This is a genomic window from Streptomyces sp. NPDC090127 (genome assembly GCF_044746945.1).
In the GTDB taxonomy this organism is placed as follows: domain Bacteria; phylum Actinomycetota; class Actinomycetes; order Streptomycetales; family Streptomycetaceae; genus Streptomyces.
Genome location: NZ_JBIVDE010000001.1, coordinates 489,633 through 506,231, shown reverse-complemented (window position 1 = coordinate 506,231; position 16,599 = coordinate 489,633). Strand labels below are relative to the sequence as shown.

The following is a 16,599-nucleotide window of genomic DNA, read 5'->3' as shown; positions in this document are numbered from 1 at the left end:
CCCTCTCGCGGGTACGAGAGACCCGGGTCACGGCCCGTGCGGCGCGCATCCCTGACCACGTACTGACCATGTCCTGAACACCTAAACGCAGAACATGTGCTTCCGGTTCGACCCTACGTCAATCCCGTGCCGGAAGACTTCCCGGAAGAGTGACCTGGATTCGGCAGCCGCGTGACGATTCGGCCACACCGATCTCGCCGCCGTGCAGATCCACCGCCCAGCGGGCGATCGCGAGCCCCAGTCCCGTACCGCCGTCGCTGCCCGGACCCGTCTGGGCCCGTGCCTGTCCCCGGTTGAACCGCTCGAAGACCGTGTGCCGCAGCGCCTCCGGGATACCGGGGCCCTCGTCCTCGACCTCCAGGGCCAGCGAGTCCGGCCACGCCCCGCGCCGCGCCCGTACGGTCACCCGGCCGTGCGGCGGCGAGTGCTTCACCGCGTTGTCGATCAGGTTCGCCATCACCTGGTGCAGCCGCTCCGCGTCCGCGTGGGCGGTCAGCTCGGGCGGCGAGACGTCGAGGTGCAGATGGACGTCCGTACGGTTGTGCAGGCCGGACGTGGAGGACAGGCCGCGCTGGGACGCGGCCAGATTGGCCTCGCGGAGCACGCCCGACAGATACGGCCAGACCTCGAAGCGGCGTGCCTTGAGCGTGACGACACCGTTGTCGAGACGTGACAGATCGAGCAGGGTCTCCACCAGCCGGCCGAGTCGCTCGGTCTGCTTCAGGGCCGTCCGCATGGTCTCCGGATCGGCCTCGGAGACGCCGTCGACGACGTTCTCCAGGACAGCGCGGAGGGCGGCGATGGGGGTGCGCAGCTCGTGCGAGACATTCGCCACCAGCTCCTTGCGGTGCCGCTCCACCGACTCCAGGTCGTCCGCCATGCGGTTGATCGTCGAGGCCAGGTCGCCCAGCTCGTCGCGGCGGTCCGCGCCGCGCACCCGCCGGCTGAAGTCCCCGCGCGAGATCGACCCCGCCACCGTGTTCATCTCGTCCAGCGGCGCCGTCAGGGACTGCGCCACGAACTGGGTGATCAACAGCGTCGCGATCATCGCGAAGATCGTGATGTACCGGAACTCCGTGGAGGTCCGGATCGCCACCAGCGCGAGCCCCGAGGTCAGCAGGACCGCGCCGACGACGAGCGTGCCCAGCTTGGTCTTGATCGAGATCACGATCCGGTGCCTCCTCCGGGTCCCGGGGCGCTGCCCCCGGCGGTTCATGACGCCGGCGTCTCCAGCGCGTACCCGACGCCGTGGACCGTACGGATCCGCTCGGCCCCGATCTTCCGGCGCAGCGCCTTGATGTGGCTGTCGACCGTGCGCGTGCCGGAGGCGTCCGCCCAGTCCCACACCTCGGCGAGCAGCTGCTCGCGGGAGAGGACCGCGCGGGGGGTGTTCGCCAGGCAGACCAGCAGGTCGAACTCGGTCGGCGTCAGGTGCACGTCGTCGTTGCGGACCCGCACGCGGCGCTGCGCGTGGTCGATCTCCAGCTCGCCGAGGCGCAGGATCCCGCTCCGCGGGGTGACGGCCGCCAGCGCGGCCCGCTCCACCCGGCGCAGCAGGACGTGCACGCGCGCGGCCAGCTCGCGCATGGAGAACGGCTTGGTCATGTAGTCGTCGGCGCCGACGCCGAGGCCGACCAGCATGTCGGTCTCGTCGTCCCGCGCGGTCAGCATCAGGACCGGTACGGGGCGCTGTGCCTGGACCCGGCGGCAGACCTCCAGGCCGTCGAAGCCGGGCAGCATGATGTCGAGGACCATCAGGTCGGGCTGCCAGGCCTCGGCCGCGTCGACCGCAGCCGGACCGTCCGTCGCCGTCTGGACGAGGAATCCTTCCGCCCGCAGCCGCGCGGCGATCGCATCCACGATCGTCGTGTCGTCCTCGACGACCAGCACCCGCCGCTGCGCACCGGGAGTGGCCGCCGCACCGTGGTGAGTGGTGTGTGTCTGCTCCATTGCCCCGCCTCGCATCGCTGGTGTCGGCCAGCAGCCTAGAGGCACCGGCGGCATCCCGGCTACGCAGGCCGGACGCCGAGGTGCACCACGTCAGGGACGCCCCGGGCAACGTGGATCTCTTCCGTCCGTACCCCGCTGAATCCGGCATTCCGCAAGGACTCTTCGAAATCGGCGGACGGTCGGGCCGACCATACGGCAAGGATCCCACCCGGATTCAGGTGCCCCGCGCAGGACGCCAACCCCTCGGCGGAGTACAGGCTTTGGTTGCCGTCGGTGACGGTCCAGTCGGGGCCGTTGTCGATGTCCAGACAGAGTGCGTCGTACGTGTCCGGGGAGTCGTGGAGGTACGTCACCAGGTCCGTGTGCAGGATCACGTTGCGCGGATCGGCCAGCGCCGCTCCCGAGATCGCGGCCAGCGGTCCTTCGCGGTGCCAGTCGATGATCGCCTGCTCCCGCTCGACCACCGCGATCCGGGCCCAGCGGGGGTCCGCGGCGGCGTGGGCGAGGGAGAAACCGACGCCGAGGCCGCCGATCAGGACCGACAGTCCGGTGCGCCCGCCGAGGGCGTCCATCGCGGCGTCGACCAGCCGTCGCTCCGAACGTCCGTCGGAGGTGTCCATGAGGAAGGTGCCGTTGGAGATGATCTCGAAGTGCTCGCCGCGCCGCCGCAGCACGACCTCTCCGTACGGGCCCTCGCGGCGGTCGAGGGTGACGGGGCTGGACATGAGCACACTCCCGGGGTCGGCAGACGGCTGTCCCGGCCATCCTCGCCGGGTGGGGAGGGCCGGGACAAGCGGGTCGCGGGGGTGTTGGGGCGGCGACGACGCGGGCCTCGGGGATCCGGCCGGACTCGACCAGCCCCACGATCACCTCGGGGCACGGCTGCCGTACGGGGTGCCGGTCACCCCTGTCGTACGGAGGGCGGGCGCCGGCGGTGCCGGTCACCCCTGTCGTACGGGAGGGCGGGCGCCGGCGGTGCCGCTCACCCCTGCCGTACGGGAGGGCGGGCGCCGCGCCACGCGTAGAGCGCCGCGCCCCCGGCGAACGCCCCCAGCGCCACCGCCCACGCGCCCGCCTGCGGGCCCGGCTGCATCGGCCAGGCCCACAGCGCCGCGGCGCCCCCCGGCGCGGCGGGTGCCGAGACGTAGACCGACCCGATGTACGCCGTCATCGGCAGCCAGCTCTGCCGGGCGCCGATCAGCGCCGCCCCGGCGGCCGTCACGCCCACCGAGCCCAGGGCGTTGCGGACGATCGCCGGCGCCCCGAACCCCTCCGGATGCCCCGGCACCGCGAGCGTCAGGAGGGCCACGGCCAGGGCGGTCAGCACGAGCAGGTGCGCGGTGCGGCGCGGCGGCCACGGGCGGGTCGCCGTCCGGTCCAGCTCGTCGCTCGCCGCGTACAGGCTCGTCCCGATCGCGGAAGCGGCCAGCAGCGGGCCGAGGACGACGACCGGCACCCGGGAGGTGTGGTCGAGGCCCGGCTGGGACTGCAGCCAGGACGCGCACCAGGCGGCCGCGACGGCCGTGCCGAGCAGAGCGCCGACCGTGCCGGGCAGCGTGCGTGAACGGAGGTAGAGCGAGAGACCGGGCCCGGGCCGAACGGCGCTCACGGGACCGGCACCTCTTCCGGTCGGCACCCGTCGGCCGCCATGTACCGGGCGAGGTAGTCGCGTTGGGCGGCCGGGGACTTGGCGCGCAGAGCGTCGAGGTACCGTTGCCCGGCCGGGCCCACCGGGACCCCGTAGCCCGCCGGGGTGGGCGCCAGCCACTCGGACACGGCGAGATGGATCGCGCCGAGTCGCTCCACCTCGGGTCCGGAGAAGTCCTCGGAGCGGCAGGTCTCGGCGAAGAGGAACTGGACCGCCGAGTTCAGGTACAGGTCGGGGTGCGACAGCTCGCCCCGGACCGCGTCGAGGTCCGGGCTCGGGAGCGCCGTCTCACCGGCTCCCACCGACGGTCCGCCGACCCAGCGGGTCGGCGCGCCCGGCAGACCGCGCAGCCGCTCGTTGAGCGGCGCGAGGGCCGCGGAGATGTCCGGCAGCAGGGCGCGGTCGACGGCCGGCAGGCAGACCGGCGGCGCGCCACCGTCGCAGACCAGGCGCGCGGCCGCCGGATCCGGGCGCCACGGGCCGTCCAGCGGCAGCCGGGCGATCGGCACGGCGGCGGCCACCGCGGCGGTGAGCGGTACCAGCGCGAGCAGCCGGAGCCGGGCGGTGCCCGCCGCCTGGGCGAGGAGCGCGGCCAGGGCGAGGCCGGCGCACCACACGACCCAGGCCGGCGCGAACCACCCCACCGGCCTGTCCCAGGCGTAGAAGTGCTCGACGGCCGGGTTGAGCCAGGAGCCGGCCGCCTCGGTCCGCGCGGCGGCCACCCCGAACACCACGTAGCCCGTCACCGCGAGCAGCGGCGCCGTCAGACGCCACGGCACGAGCCGCCCGACGAGATGACCGAGCGTGCCGAGCGCGGCCAGGGTGACCGCGTCGGCGGCGACGAGTTCGAGGAACGGACGCCGGCCGCCGTCGACGTACGGCCAGGTCGCGAGCAGGCACACGGCGGCGGCGGACAGGTACCCGGCGACAGGCCACAGCGCCGTGGGCGCGACGGCGAGGAAGGCGCGGCGCAGGGGGCCGCGCGGCACGGAGCCCAGCAGCTCCCGCGTTCCGTTCCGCCGGTCGCGTCCGCCCTGCCAGCAGCCGACGGCGAGCACGAGAGGGCCGAGGAGCAGGCCGACGACGATGTGCAGCATGTCGGTCGCGTCGGTCCAGCGCGACTGCCAGCCGGGCGCCTTGGCGTACAGGGTGACGAGGGTCGTGACCGCGACGGCGGCGCCCGACCAGGGGCCCGTCCCCCGTCGCAGCTCGGTCCGCAGGACGGACGTACGGGGCGGGCCGGACGCGGCCTCGCGGGTCGGGGTGTCGAGGGCGGTCACCGGAGGCCCTCCGCGACGGCGCCCGACGGAGCGCGGTGGGCGCGCAGCGCCGTCGTGTAGCCGCGCTCGATCGCGCCCGCCGCGCCTTCGGCGCCGCCCGGCGCCGCCGACTCCTCGCCCAGAGCGGTCAGTTCCGCGGTCGTGCCCCGGAAGGCGACGCGGCCCGCCTCGATCAGGGTGACCTCCGTGCAGGCCGCCGCCACGTCCTCCACCAGATGCGTGGAGACGATCACCGTGGACGAGGCGCCGATCTCCTTGAGGAGCGTCCGGAACTCGACCCGCTGCTCCGGGTCGAGGCCCGCCGTCGGCTCGTCGAGGAGGAGCAGCTCCGGTTCGTTCACGATCGCCTGCGCGATCCCGGCCCGCCGGACCATGCCCCCGGACAGGGTCTTCAGCCGGGCGTCGATGCGGTCGGCCAGCCCCACCCGTTCCACGGCACGCTCCACGGCGCCCCCGGCGCGGTCGGCGGGCATCTCCTTGAGCCAGGCCACGTACGCCACGAACTCGCGGACAGTGAAGCCCGGATAGAAGCCGAACTCCTGCGGCAGATAGCCCAGTCGACGACGGATCTCCGACCGCTCGCGGTGGGCTCCGGCGTCCCGGCCCAGGAGCTCCACCCGGCCGTCCGACGGGGCGGCCACGGTCGCGAGCACCCGGATCAGGGAGGTCTTCCCGGCACCGTTCGGGCCGAGCAGGCCGTGGACCCCGGGGCCGAGGTCCAGGTCGAGACGGTCGAGCGCGACGGTCCGGCGGTGCCGGACGGTCAGGCCCGCCACCGAGACGCTGCCGGGCGGGGCGCCCGGCGCGCGACGGGAGCTGTACGTGGTCCGGGTGGTCACCGGGTCTCCAGGTGGTCGAAGGAACGGCGGCGCAGGGCGAGCAGCCCCGCACACGCGACGGCGGCGGCGGCCCAGCCGCCCTGTGCGGCCGGGCCCGAGAGGAACCGGGCCAGCTCGGCACCGGCCCCCGGCCGTCCGAGCACCGGCCCGGTCACCGCGAGCAGCCAGCCGCCGATGAGCGTCAGCGCGGCGGCCCGGCAGCCCACGAACGAGCCGAGGGCCAGGGCCGCCAGCGTCAGCGCCAGGCCGGGCAGCAGCCAGGCGGCGGCGCCCGGGACACCGGTGACCGGGGGCAGCAGCGCCCCGGCCGAGGTCAGCACCGGTACGCACACACCGAGTACGGCCGCCGCCCGGGTGAGCAGCAGGCGCAGCCCGCCGGAGGGCGTCGCCACGCCGATCTCGTACATCGGGTCGGCGTGACGTCCGTACGAGACGGCCACCCCGGCGAGGGGCAGTACCGGGGCGAGGGCGAGCAGCACCGGCCGCGCCTCGCGGAACCCGGCGCCGTACGCGAGCGCCACGGCGGCGGCGACCACGACGAGCACCGCCACCAGCCACGACCCCCGCAGCGCGGGACCGGCGGCCCAGAGCACCCGCGCCCAGCGGGAGGCGGGCGAGAGCCGGGACGGTGGCGGGGACGGGAACGGGGGCCGGGTCGTGGGTGGGGGCGTGGGCGAGAACGGGTCTGGGACCGCGGGCGGGGGCGTCGGCGGGTGCGAGAACGGGTGTGGGACCGCGGTCGGGGCCGTCGGCGCGGGCGCGGGGTGGGGCGTGGGCGGATGCGCGGGGTGGGGCGCCGGCGGGGGCGTGGGGTGGGGCGTCGGCGCTGCCCGGGCCGTCTCCCGGGCCGGCCCCCGTCCCAGCGTCAGGGCCGGCCTCCGGCCCAGGCGCCGGTGCGGGGCGGCCACCTCCGTGCGTACGGTGTCCAGCAGCGCCGCCCGGACATCGGCGAGAGCCGGACCCGAGGCTCCCGCGCGGACCGCCGCCGAGACACGGGCGGCGCAGCCGCCGCACACCTCGACGTGCTTCTCCAGGGACCAGGCGTCGGGCTCCGGCGCCGAGCCCGACGCATAGCGGGCGGCCAGCCCGTCGCTCACGTGCCACGGCGCGGTCATGCGGTGCCTCCCAGCGGGTGCGGTCCGAGGGCGGCGCGCAGTTCGCGGCGGGCCCGCAGCGCTCGGGTCTTCACGGTGCCCTCCGGTATCCCGAGCAGCCGGGCCGTCTCACGGGTGGTCAGGCCGTCGACGACGGTGGCCCGCAGGACCTCGCGCAGCTCGGGCGAGATCCGGTCGAGAGCGGCGCCGACGTCTCCGTACGCGAGATCCGCGAGGACCCGGTCCTCCGCCGAGGGGGCGGGGGCGAGCGGTTCGGGTGCGGCGCGCTCGGCGCGGGCCCGGACGCGCTGGGCGTCGACCAGGCGGCGTGCGGCCACCACCCAGAGCCAGCCCCCGGCCTCGCCCCGGCCCCGGTGGGAACCGGCGGAGCGCCAGACGGTGACGAAGGTGTCCTGGAGGACCTCGCGTACGGTCTCCTCGTCCGCGCATCGCCGGGCCAGCCGGGCGTGCAGCCACCCGGCGTGCCGGTCGTAGAGCACGGCCAGCGCCTCGGCGTCCCCCCGGGCGACCGCGCGCAACAGCGCGGCGTCGTCCCGCTCTTCTCCCCGTTCGGGGCGCAACAGTCTCACGCCCCTCTATCGCTCGGTGGACGGTCGACGGTTCACGTGGCGGCCGACGAGACGCGGAGGCCGGAGCGGGCGTGGGTCGCGGTGTCGCGGGTCAGGGACGGACGGACGGCAAGGGCGGTACGGGCCAGGGCGGCCGGGGCTGGGCGGGGGCCTGGGTCAGGGGCTGGGCGGTGGCCTGGGTCAGGGGCTGGTCGGGGGGCCGCCGTCGGGCAGGGCCTCGAAGACGCGTTGGAGCGCCGGCGGGCGTGCGCCGTCCCCGGCGACCACGACGCGGTAGCGGTGGGTGAAGACGTACTGGAAGCCGTCGGCCACCGGCGGACCGCTCGGACGCGCGGGCACCTTCGCGTAGGCCGGGTCCTCCAACGCCGCGCGCAGTTCGGCCACTTCCGCGCCGGTCATCCGCCCGCCGCGTGGTGACTCCGTACCGGAGCGGGAGGTGTAGCCGCCGTCGTAGTGGACGATCAGCTGGTTGCGGACGCCTGCCAGGCCGCCGTTGACGACCACCTCGACGAGGACCTCGCGGGGGCCGGGCTCGTGGTCGTTCTTCACGGTGCCGTCCGTCCCGGTGGGCACGGGTGGCGCGGGGACGATGCCGGTGGGGGCCGTGGGGGGCCGCGTCGAGGATTCGCCGTGGGTCGCCACCGGCGCCGGCGCGCCGTCCCGGTCGCCGCATCCGGCCACCGCCAGCAGCGGGACCAGTACCGCCACCGCCGACGCGGTCCATCTCGTTCTCCTGCGCACCATGGTCCCGAGCATGCCCTCACCCGATTCCGTTGACCAGGGCCGCGCAAGCCGCGTGCGGGGCGTCCAGGCGGGAACCGTGCGGCCCGCCGCGTCCGGCCGACCTCCGGACGCCCCCCCGCGCCCGCCCTCTCCCGCGTCCGTTACGCGACGCCGTCCCGCACGATCCCCGTCAGCGGGCACTCGTAGCGCCAGCCCAGGGTGTCGTAGAGGGCCAGGCCGTCGCGGGTCGCCGAGAGGACGCCCGTGGTCGCGCCCGCCTTGGCGGCGGCGGCCTCCAGGGTGCGCATCACGTTCGCGCCGAGGCCGCGGCGGCGGTGGTCGGGGTGCGTCTCGATCTGGTCGGCCACGGCCGTCACCCCCGTCGGGGCGATCTGACCGCGCGCGGCGAGTGTGCCGTCCGGGGCCACGATCCGAACCCGGATCACACCGTCCCGGGTCTCCGTCGTCCGCGCGTACCCCTCCGGCGCGGGCGGGCGCGCCCCCGGGTCGAGGGTCTTGCTCATCATGTAGCCGGGGTCGTCCGGGACGCTCCACCCCGGGGTGATCCACCCGGCCGCCTCCTCGGGCCCGGCCATGATCTTCAGCCACGCGCCCGGCACCGCGATCTCCTCGCAGAGCTTCCCCACGGAGATCGCGTCCGGCGCGGGCAGGACGTGCCGGAAGACGTGCGTCGGCAGTCCGACGTCGATCCGCCACCCCCAGGGTTCGACGACGGCGGGCGCCGTCCCCCGCGAGACGGTCCAACCCGCCACCCAGGCGGAAGTAATAGACGCTGTATCCATTGAGGTATTACACGCCATCGGCCCGCTTCGCGCCAGAGCGCGGAGGCCCAGAAATGACAAAGGGCAAGGAGAGGTCTCCTTGCCACTCTCAAGGTATAGCTCGGCGGGGGGCTTGCCGCAAGGCCCCGGTCACGGCGCAGAATCGTCGGCCGAGGCCACAACCTGCGGAAATGAGGGCACGACGTGCATGTGTGGGTGTCGAGGTACGCGGGACGCGAGGGCGGCGGGCCGAGCGGCGGTCTGGACGGCGGGCCGAGCGGGGGGCCGGGCGGGGGTTCTGGCGGCGGTCCGTGTCGGGGGCCGGGCGGGGGTTCGGGCGGCGGTCCGTGTCGGGGGCCGGGCGGGGGTTCGACGGAAGCGGGGGCTCCGGTGATGCGACCGGCCGGTGCGGGGCGACGGAGCACGGCGGCCGTCTCGGAGGTGTCGCGATGAACGAGCCGTACGTGCTGGGACTGCACGAGGTCGACGAGACGCGGGTCGCGGTCGTCGGCGGCAAGGGCGCGCACCTGGGCGGGCTTTCGCGGATCGACGGCATCCGGGTGCCGGGTGGCTTCTGCGTGACGACGGCCGCCTTCCGGCGGACCATGGCGCAGGAGCCGTCGCTCGACGACCGGCTCGCTCGGCTGGCGCGCGTGGACCCGGACGACCGGGAGGCGGTCCGCACGCTCGGCGCGGAGATCCGACGGACCGTCGAAGGGATCGCGATCCCGGGCGATCTGGAGGCGGAGATCATCCGCGCGCTCGCCGTCCACGGCGAGCAGGCCGCCTATGCCGTCCGGTCCAGCGCGACGGCCGAGGACCTCCCGACGGCCTCCTTCGCGGGCCAGCAGGACACCTACCTGAACGTCGTGGGACCGACGGAGATCCTCCGGCACATCAGCCGGTGCTGGGCCTCGCTGTTCACCGAGCGGGCCGTGACCTACCGCCGACGGGCCGGCATCGACCACCGTACGGTCCACATGGCGGTGGTCGTCCAGCAGATGGTCCTCCCGCAGGCGTCCGGCATCCTGTTCACGGCCGACCCCGTCACGGGCAACCGGAAGGTCGCCACCGTGGACGCCGGCTTCGGCCTCGGCGAGGCCCTGGTCTCCGGCCTGGTGAACCCGGACGTCTTCGCCGTCCGCGACGGCGAGGTCGTCGCCAGGACGATCGCCGCCAAGCAGCGTGCCGTGCACGCCCTGCCGGCCGGTGGGACGCGGGAGGTGGCGGTCGAAGCGCAGCGGCAGGAGCAGCCGGCGCTGACGGACGCGCAGGTCGTCCGGCTGGTGCGGATCGGGCGGCGGATCGAGGCGCACTTCGGCTGCCCGCAGGACGTCGAATGGTGCCTGGTCGACGACGGCTTCCAGATCGTCCAGAGCCGGCCGATCACGACCCTGTTCCCCGTTCCCGACCGCGGCGACCAGGGCAATCACGTCTACGCCTCCGTCGGGCACGGGCAGATGATGACCGACCCCATGAAGCCGCTGGGGTACTCCATGTGGCAGCTGACGGCCATGGTGCCGATGCACGAGGCGGGCGGGAGGCTGTTCGTCGACGTCACCGCGCGCCTGGCCACGCCCACCGGCCGCGCCGGCCTTCTGGACCTCCTGGGGAAGGGCGATCCACTGATGAGGGACGCTCTGCAGACCGTGCTCGACCGGGACGACTTCGTCCCGACGCTCCCGGACGCTGCTCCCGCCGGTCCGCAACCCGCCGGTCCGCAGCCCGGTAGCCCGTCCCCTGCCGCGGCGTCCGCCGCGTCCGCGCCCGCTCCGATCGAGACCGATCCGGCCCTCGTCGCCGAGCTGATCGAGCGCAGCCGTGCGTCCGTCGCCGCCCTGGAGCGCGACATCCGGTCGAAGACCGGACCGGCGCTCTTCGACTTCCTCGTCGAGGCCTTCCAGGAGCACAGGCGGGTCCTCGGGGACCCTCTCAGCATGCAGGCGATCATGGCGGGGATGGACGCCACCTGGTGGCTCAACGACAGGCTGGGGGAGTGGCTGGGCGAGAAGAACGCGGCCGACACGCTCACGCTGTCCGCGCCCGACAACGTCACCTCCGAGATGGGCCTGGCGCTCCTCGACGTCGCGGACGTGATCCGCCCGCTGCCGGAGGTGGTGGCGTTCCTGCGGGGCGTCGAGGACGAGGGCTTCCTGGACGAGCTGGCGAAGCTCCCGGGCGGGGCCGAGGCGCGCGCCGCCATCGAGGGCTACCTCGACCGGTACGGCATGCGCTGCGTGGGCGAGATCGACATCACCAGGCCCCGCTGGGCCGAACGCCCCAGCACGCTCGTGCCCGTGATCCTGGACAACGTCAGGAACTTCGAGCCGGGCGCCGCCGCGCGGCGCTTCGAGGAAGGGCGGCGGAAGGCCCGGGCGAAGGAGGCGGAAGTGCTGTCACGCCTGCGGAACCTGCCGGACGGGGACCGGAAGGCCGAAGACGCCAAGCGGATGATCGACCGGGTCAGAACCTTCATCGGGTACCGGGAGTACCCCAAGTACGGCATCGTCAGCCGCTACTTCGTCTACAAGCGGGCCCTGCTCGCGGAGGCCGAGCGCCTCGTGCGGGCCGACGTGCTGCGGGAGCGGGAGGACGCCTTCTACCTCACCTTCGAGGAGCTCCGCGACGTCGTGCGCTCGCACCGGGTGGACGCCCCGCTCATCCAGCGGCGCAAGGAGGCGTTCCGCGCGTACCACGCGCTCACGCCGCCCCGGGTGCTCACCTCGGACGGCGAGGCCGTCACCGGGTCGTACCGGCGCGACGACGTGCCCGCCGGCGCCCTGACCGGCCTGGCGGTCTCCGCCGGGACCGTCGAGGGCAGGGCCCGTGTCGTCCTGGACATGGCGGAGGCCGATCTCGAAGCGGGCGACATCCTGGTCACGACCTTCACGGACCCGAGCTGGTCGCCGCTCTTCGTCGGGATCGCGGGCCTGGTGACGGAGGTGGGCGGCCTGATGACCCATGGCGCGGTGATCGCCCGGGAGTACGGCCTGCCGGCCGTCGTGGGCGTGGAGCAGGCGACCCGGCTGATCCGGGACGGCCAGCGGATCCGCGTGCACGGAACAGACGGGTACGTCGAGATCCTGCCGTGACGGGCGACCGGCGGACGCGCGGACGGGCGGTGACCCGGCCCGCGACGGGCTTACGGGCGGCGACCTGGCCCATGACGGGCGGGCGGCCGGACGGACGGACAGGCCGTGACCTGGCGGTATCGAGGTGATCGCTCAGAGCGAACAGGCGTCGGGGAACATCCCCAGGCTCAGGTGCATTGAGTCGACATAGCTCAACTTGACTGCCGAAGGGGAGATCATGGCTTCGACGACCTCACCGCTCACTCTGCCCGTGCTGCCGCTCGACGACGAGGTCGTGCTGCCCGGAATGGTGGTGCCGCTGGACCTGTCCGACAACGACGTGCGTGCCGCGGTCGAGGCCGCTCAGGCCGCTGCCCGGTCCGAGAACGGGACCGGGAAGCCGCGGGTGCTGCTCGTGCCGCGGATCGACGGCACGTACGCCGCGACCGGTGTGCTCGGCACCGTCGAGCAGGTCGGGCGGCTGTCCGACGGCGACCCCGGCGCCCTCATCCGCGGCCTCGGCCGCGTCAGGATCGGCGCCGGTACGACCGGGCCCGGCGCCGCCCTCTGGATCGAGGGCACCGCCGTCGAGGAGAGCGTGCCCGAGCCGCTGCCCGGCTCCGTGACCGAGCTGGTCAAGGAGTACAAGGCGCTGGCCACCAGCTGGCTGAAGAAGCGCGGCGCCTGGCAGGTCGTGGACCGCGTCCAGCAGATCGACGGCGTCTCCGCGCTCGCCGACAACTCCGGCTACTCGCCCTTCCTCACCGTCGAGCAGAAGGTCGAACTCCTGGAGACCGCCGACCCGGTCGCCCGCCTCAAGCTCGCCACCGCCCAGCTCCGCGAGCACCTGGCCGAGCAGGACGTGGCCGAGTCCATCGCGAAGGACGTCCAGGAGGGCGTCGACAAGCAGCAGCGCGAGTTCCTGCTGCGGCGCCAGTTGGACGCCGTACGCAAGGAGCTGCGCGACCTCAACGGCGAGTCGGAGGGTGACGAGTCCGACGACTACCGCGCCCGCGTCGAGGCCGCGGACCTCCCCGAGAACGTGCGGGAGGCGGCGCTCAAGGAGGTCGAGAAGCTGGAGCGGTCCAGCGACCAGTCCCCGGAGGGCTCCTGGATCCGCACCTGGCTCGACACCGTCCTCGAACTGCCGTGGAACGAGCGGTCCGAGGACCGGTACGACATCCAGGGCGCCAAGGACGTCCTCGACGCCGAGCACGCGGGCCTGGAGGACGTGAAGGAGCGGATCACCGAGTACCTGGCGGTCCGCAAGCGGCGCGCCGAGCGCGGTCTCGGCGTGGTCGGCGGCCGTCGCGGCGGCGCGGTCCTCGCCCTCGTCGGCCCGCCCGGCGTCGGCAAGACCTCGCTCGGGGAGTCCGTCGCGCACGCCATGGGGCGGAAGTTCGTCCGGGTCGCCCTCGGCGGCGTCCGGGACGAGGCGGAGATCCGCGGCCACCGTCGTACGTACGTCGGCGCCCTGCCCGGCCGGATCGTCCGGGCGATCAAGGAGGCCGGGTCGATGAACCCGGTGGTGCTCCTCGACGAGATCGACAAGGTCGGCTCGGACTACCGGGGCGACCCGGCGGCCGCGCTCCTCGAAGTCCTCGACCCGGCGCAGAACCACACCTTCCGCGACCACTACCTGGAGGTCGAACTCGACCTCTCCGACGTCGTCTTCCTGGCGACGGCGAACGTCCTGGAGGCCATCCCCGAGGCCCTGCTCGACCGGATGGAGCTGGTCAGGCTCGACGGGTACACGGAGGACGAGAAGGTCGTCATCGCCCGTGACCACCTGCTGCCCCGGCAGCTCGAGCGCACGGGCCTCGAACCCGGCGAGGTCGTCCTGGAGGACGGCTCGCTGCGGAAGCTCGCGGGCGAGTACACCCGTGAGGCGGGCGTACGGAACCTGGAGCGGTCCCTCGCGCGGCTGCTGCGGAAGGTCGCGGCCCAGCACGAACTGGGCGACCGGGAGCTGCCGTTCACGGTCGGCGTCGACGATCTGCGCGGGCTGATCGGACGGCCGCACCACATCCCGGAGTCCGCCCAGGACCCGGCCGAGCGCCGGACGTCCGTACCGGGCGTGGCGACCGGGCTCGCCGTCACGGGCGCGGGCGGTGACGTCCTCTTCGTGGAGGCGTCCCTCGCCGATCCCGAGACGGGCGCCGCGGGGCTGACCCTGACCGGTCAGCTGGGCGACGTGATGAAGGAGTCCGCGCAGATCGCGCTCTCCTTCCTGCGGTCGCACGGCGCGGAGCTGGAGCTGTCCGTGTCCGGTCTGAAGGACCGGGGCGTGCACATCCACTTCCCGGCGGGCGCGGTCCCGAAGGACGGGCCGAGCGCGGGCATCACGATGACGACGGCCCTGGCCTCGCTGCTCTCCGGCCGGCTGGTCCGGACGGACGTGGCGATGACCGGTGAGGTCTCGCTGACCGGCCGGGTCCTGCCGATCGGCGGCCTGAAGCAGAAGCTCCTGGCGGCTCACCGGGCGGGCATCACGACGGTCGTGATCCCGAAGCGGAACGAGGCCGACCTGGACGACGTCCCGGCTGAGATCCTGGAGAAGCTGGAGGTCCACCCGGTGACGGACGTCCGGCAGGTCCTGGAGATCGCCCTCGCCCCGGCGCGGGTGGCGGTGGGCGCGGCGGCGTAGCGCGTCGAATCGCCCGTCGTGCGAGGTGGGCCGCCCCTGGTAGGGGCGGCCCACTTCCGGTCGTGGGCGTGTTTCCTTATCATGATCAACGACCTAGGGGGGCCAGGTGGGAAGGCGGGTGTCGCTTCGCCGGCAGCGGGAGGCGACACGGCGGGACGACGTGGGCGTCGGATCCGCGGGGGGCAGCTGGGAGGCGGTCTTCGAGACCCGCGACGAGGCGGCGTTCCACGCCCACCTCCGTCGGCTTCGCGCAGCGGACCCGCCCACCGACGTGGCGTCGCTGCGAGTGGACCGGTTCTGCGGGCGCGCGGACCGGCCGACCGTCTTCCGGCTCAGCCGCTTCGTTCCCACGCGACCCGCCTCGCACCCCGCCGCCGTGAACCGAGGAGTACCCATGTCCCCCTTGCCGTCCCTCGTCATCCAGGCCGAGCGTCTCGTCGAGCTCGGCGTGCACGAGATCGCGGGGCTGACCGCCGACGACGTGCGGGCCTTCGCGCGGGAGGCCGGAGGCGAGCGGGTCGACGTGCTGCTCGCCGTGCACCCGGACCGCGCCCCCGCCTCCGCGCTCGCGCCGCTGCTCCGCCGCGAGGACAAGCCCGGGTTCGTCGTCGTCGACATGCCCGACGTCGACGACTTCACGCCCTGTGGCATCGAGGTGCCCGACGCGCCGCTCTACCTCGTCGAGGGGCTCGACCGCGGCGACCACATGGCCAACTGGAGCCCGGAGGAGGCGCTCCCCGCGCTCGCCAAGGACGCCCGCACCCCGCTGCTGCTCACCGAGGGCATCCACTGGCTGCTCCAGGCGCCGGAGGTCCTGGAGCGCAACCGCTGCTTCATGACCATCGGCTCCCGGCTGCGCAAGGCGAACGGCTCCCTGGACGCCCGTACGCCCGCGATCTGGATCAGCAACGGCACCGGCCGGGACGGCCGGGAGCGGCGCGACGCCCCGAAGGTCGGCTGGTGCTGGTGGGGCAACCGTCACACCTGGCTCGGTTTCGGCTCGACCACCGGCCGGGACGGCACCCGACCGGCGGCGTGAGCTGACGGGCCGCCCCTACGAGGCGTTCCGGCGCCGCGTCAGGAGCAGGCTGCCCGCGCCGAAGGCGGCCAGCGCGCCGGCCGCGCCGAGGGCCAGGGGGAGCGGGGAGGGGGCGGTCGGCGCCGCTTCCGAGGAGAGGGCGGGGGCGTGCTCGTCGCCGCCGTGGCCCGCGTGGCTCACCGTCGAGCGGTCCGCGCCCGCCGCGATCCTCGCCTCGCTGGGCGCCGCTGCCGTGGAGGCGGTCGAGGCCGACGCGGCCTTGGCCGTACCGCCGAAGGTGACGTCCGAGCAGCTGTAGAACGCCTCCGGGCTGTCGCTGCGCTGCCAGACCTTGTAGACGACGTGGCGGCCGGTGCGCGCGGGCAGGGATCCGGTGAAGTGGTAGTAGCCGTCCGTCGAGGCGCGCGGGGTGGCATAGGTGGCCACCGGGGTCGCGTCGAGGTCGGACCACTTGAGCGGCTGGGTCGGGTCGAAGCCCGGCTTGGTGATGTAGACCGTCATCGTGCCCTGGTGGGCCGCGGTGACCCGGACCTTGAAGTCGAAGGAGCCCGCCGCCACGGCCGTCGACGGCCAGTCCGTCCGGGCCCAGTCCAGCGCCCGGTACTTCTCGCGGTTGGCGGAGCAGAGCTTGCCGTCCGGGATGACCACCTGGTGCTGCCCGTTCGCGTTGGCGATGTTCACCTCGTTCCAGTCGTAGAGCGGCTGCGTGCCGGAGTCGGCGACGAGGTCCTTGCACACCTGCGACTTCGGCGTCTCCGGGCCCTCCGCGTAACAGGCCGCCACCCGGCTCACCGGGTTGAAGACCGCGCCGTGCGCGGAGGCCGAGGAGGGGGTCAGGGGGATCAGCGCGGCGGCGGACAGGGTGACGGCCGTGGCGGTGCGGCGGTACGACGACGGCATGCGGGGCTCTCTCTCGTGCGTGGGGGAGGACGGAAC

The 16,599-nt window shown here is 74.2% G+C and carries 14 protein-coding genes; 3 read left to right on the top strand and 11 right to left on the bottom strand.

The genetic code is table 11. The annotated features are described in order from the left end of the window. Positions 1-118 precede the first annotated feature (118 nt). From ACIPPS_RS02195 to ACIPPS_RS02150, 10 genes are all read right to left on the bottom strand, one after another. Positions 119-1,216, bottom strand: coding sequence for an ATP-binding protein (locus ACIPPS_RS02195; RefSeq protein WP_401425746.1), 1,098 nt, complete (start codon positions 1,214-1,216; stop codon positions 119-121). Next, a complete protein-coding gene (locus tag ACIPPS_RS02190; protein WP_401425743.1) occupies positions 1,213-1,950 on the bottom strand; it encodes a response regulator transcription factor in 738 nt (245 codons plus the stop codon). The genes ACIPPS_RS02195 and ACIPPS_RS02190 overlap by 4 nt, the downstream gene beginning before the upstream one ends. Positions 1,951-2,009: 59 nt before the next feature. Continuing rightward, a complete protein-coding gene (locus ACIPPS_RS02185) occupies positions 2,010-2,675 on the bottom strand; it encodes a spermidine synthase (protein WP_401425741.1) in 666 nt (221 codons plus the stop codon). A 257-nt stretch (positions 2,676-2,932) separates the two neighbouring features. Then, entirely contained in the window at positions 2,933-3,559 is a 627-nt protein-coding gene (locus tag ACIPPS_RS02180; RefSeq protein ID WP_401425739.1) for a hypothetical protein, read from the bottom strand. Beyond that, positions 3,556-4,878 (bottom strand): hypothetical protein, encoded by a 1,323-nt coding sequence (locus ACIPPS_RS02175; protein ID WP_401425737.1) that lies wholly within the window; start codon positions 4,876-4,878, stop codon positions 3,556-3,558. Before ACIPPS_RS02175 ends, ACIPPS_RS02180 begins: the two co-directional genes overlap by 4 nt. Then, on the bottom strand, positions 4,875-5,654 hold the full coding sequence (locus ACIPPS_RS02170; RefSeq protein WP_401427164.1) for an ABC transporter ATP-binding protein: 780 nt from the start codon (positions 5,652-5,654) through the stop codon (positions 4,875-4,877). Before ACIPPS_RS02170 ends, ACIPPS_RS02175 begins: the two co-directional genes overlap by 4 nt. Before the next feature lie 59 nt (positions 5,655-5,713). Continuing rightward, the gene (locus ACIPPS_RS02165; protein WP_401425735.1) at positions 5,714-6,832 is read right to left on the bottom strand and encodes a zf-HC2 domain-containing protein; all 1,119 of its coding nucleotides are present in this window, start codon (positions 6,830-6,832) and stop codon (positions 5,714-5,716) included. Continuing rightward, a complete protein-coding gene (locus ACIPPS_RS02160) occupies positions 6,829-7,401 on the bottom strand; it encodes an RNA polymerase sigma factor (RefSeq protein ID WP_401425733.1) in 573 nt (190 codons plus the stop codon). Before ACIPPS_RS02160 ends, ACIPPS_RS02165 begins: the two co-directional genes overlap by 4 nt. A 180-nt stretch (positions 7,402-7,581) precedes the next feature. After that, the gene (locus tag ACIPPS_RS02155; RefSeq protein WP_401425731.1) at positions 7,582-8,145 is read right to left on the bottom strand and encodes a hypothetical protein; all 564 of its coding nucleotides are present in this window, start codon (positions 8,143-8,145) and stop codon (positions 7,582-7,584) included. A gap of 140 nt (positions 8,146-8,285) precedes the next feature. Beyond that, positions 8,286-8,927 carry a GNAT family N-acetyltransferase gene (locus ACIPPS_RS02150; RefSeq protein WP_401425728.1) on the bottom strand — a complete coding sequence of 214 codons (642 nt, stop codon included), beginning with the start codon at positions 8,925-8,927 and terminating at the stop codon, positions 8,286-8,288. 428 nt (positions 8,928-9,355) lie between these two features. Between ACIPPS_RS02150 and rph the strand changes: the two genes are divergently transcribed. The 3 genes from rph (at position 9,356) to ACIPPS_RS02135 (ending at position 15,663) form a co-directional block, all read left to right on the top strand. Beyond that, positions 9,356-11,998 (top strand): rifamycin-inactivating phosphotransferase, encoded by a 2,643-nt coding sequence (rph, locus tag ACIPPS_RS02145; protein WP_401425726.1) that lies wholly within the window; start codon positions 9,356-9,358, stop codon positions 11,996-11,998. A gap of 217 nt (positions 11,999-12,215) precedes the next feature. After that, on the top strand, positions 12,216-14,624 hold the full coding sequence (lon, locus tag ACIPPS_RS02140) for an endopeptidase La (protein WP_401425724.1): 2,409 nt from the start codon (positions 12,216-12,218) through the stop codon (positions 14,622-14,624). Positions 14,625-15,018: 394 nt separating this feature from the next. Continuing rightward, positions 15,019-15,663, top strand: coding sequence for a DUF5701 family protein (locus ACIPPS_RS02135; protein WP_401425721.1), 645 nt, complete (start codon positions 15,019-15,021; stop codon positions 15,661-15,663). A 15-nt stretch (positions 15,664-15,678) separates the two neighbouring features. Here ACIPPS_RS02135 and ACIPPS_RS02130 read toward each other — a convergent pair whose 3' ends face one another. Continuing rightward, complete coding sequence (locus ACIPPS_RS02130; protein ID WP_401425719.1) at positions 15,679-16,563, bottom strand: lytic polysaccharide monooxygenase; 885 nt, start codon at positions 16,561-16,563, stop codon at positions 15,679-15,681. Between the last annotated feature and the right edge of the window lie 36 nt (positions 16,564-16,599).

What these genes read in the sequence shown, in the direction of transcription:
- lon (WP_401425724.1), top strand. Translation starts at nt 12,216, where the DNA reads ATGGCTTCGACGACCTCACCGCTCACTCTGCCCGTGCTGCCGCTCGAC.
- rph (WP_401425726.1), top strand. Translation starts at nt 9,356, where the DNA reads ATGAACGAGCCGTACGTGCTGGGACTGCACGAGGTCGACGAGACGCGG.
- ACIPPS_RS02130 (WP_401425719.1), bottom strand. Translation starts at nt 16,563, where the DNA reads ATGCCGTCGTCGTACCGCCGCACCGCCACGGCCGTCACCCTGTCCGCC.
- ACIPPS_RS02195 (WP_401425746.1), bottom strand. Translation starts at nt 1,216, where the DNA reads ATGAACCGCCGGGGGCAGCGCCCCGGGACCCGGAGGAGGCACCGGATC.
- ACIPPS_RS02185 (WP_401425741.1), bottom strand. Translation starts at nt 2,675, where the DNA reads ATGTCCAGCCCCGTCACCCTCGACCGCCGCGAGGGCCCGTACGGAGAG.
- ACIPPS_RS02165 (WP_401425735.1), bottom strand. Translation starts at nt 6,832, where the DNA reads ATGACCGCGCCGTGGCACGTGAGCGACGGGCTGGCCGCCCGCTATGCG.
- ACIPPS_RS02135 (WP_401425721.1), top strand. Translation starts at nt 15,019, where the DNA reads ATGTCCCCCTTGCCGTCCCTCGTCATCCAGGCCGAGCGTCTCGTCGAG.
- ACIPPS_RS02190 (WP_401425743.1), bottom strand. Translation starts at nt 1,950, where the DNA reads ATGGAGCAGACACACACCACTCACCACGGTGCGGCGGCCACTCCCGGT.
- ACIPPS_RS02155 (WP_401425731.1), bottom strand. Translation starts at nt 8,145, where the DNA reads ATGGTGCGCAGGAGAACGAGATGGACCGCGTCGGCGGTGGCGGTACTG.
- ACIPPS_RS02150 (WP_401425728.1), bottom strand. Translation starts at nt 8,927, where the DNA reads ATGGATACAGCGTCTATTACTTCCGCCTGGGTGGCGGGTTGGACCGTC.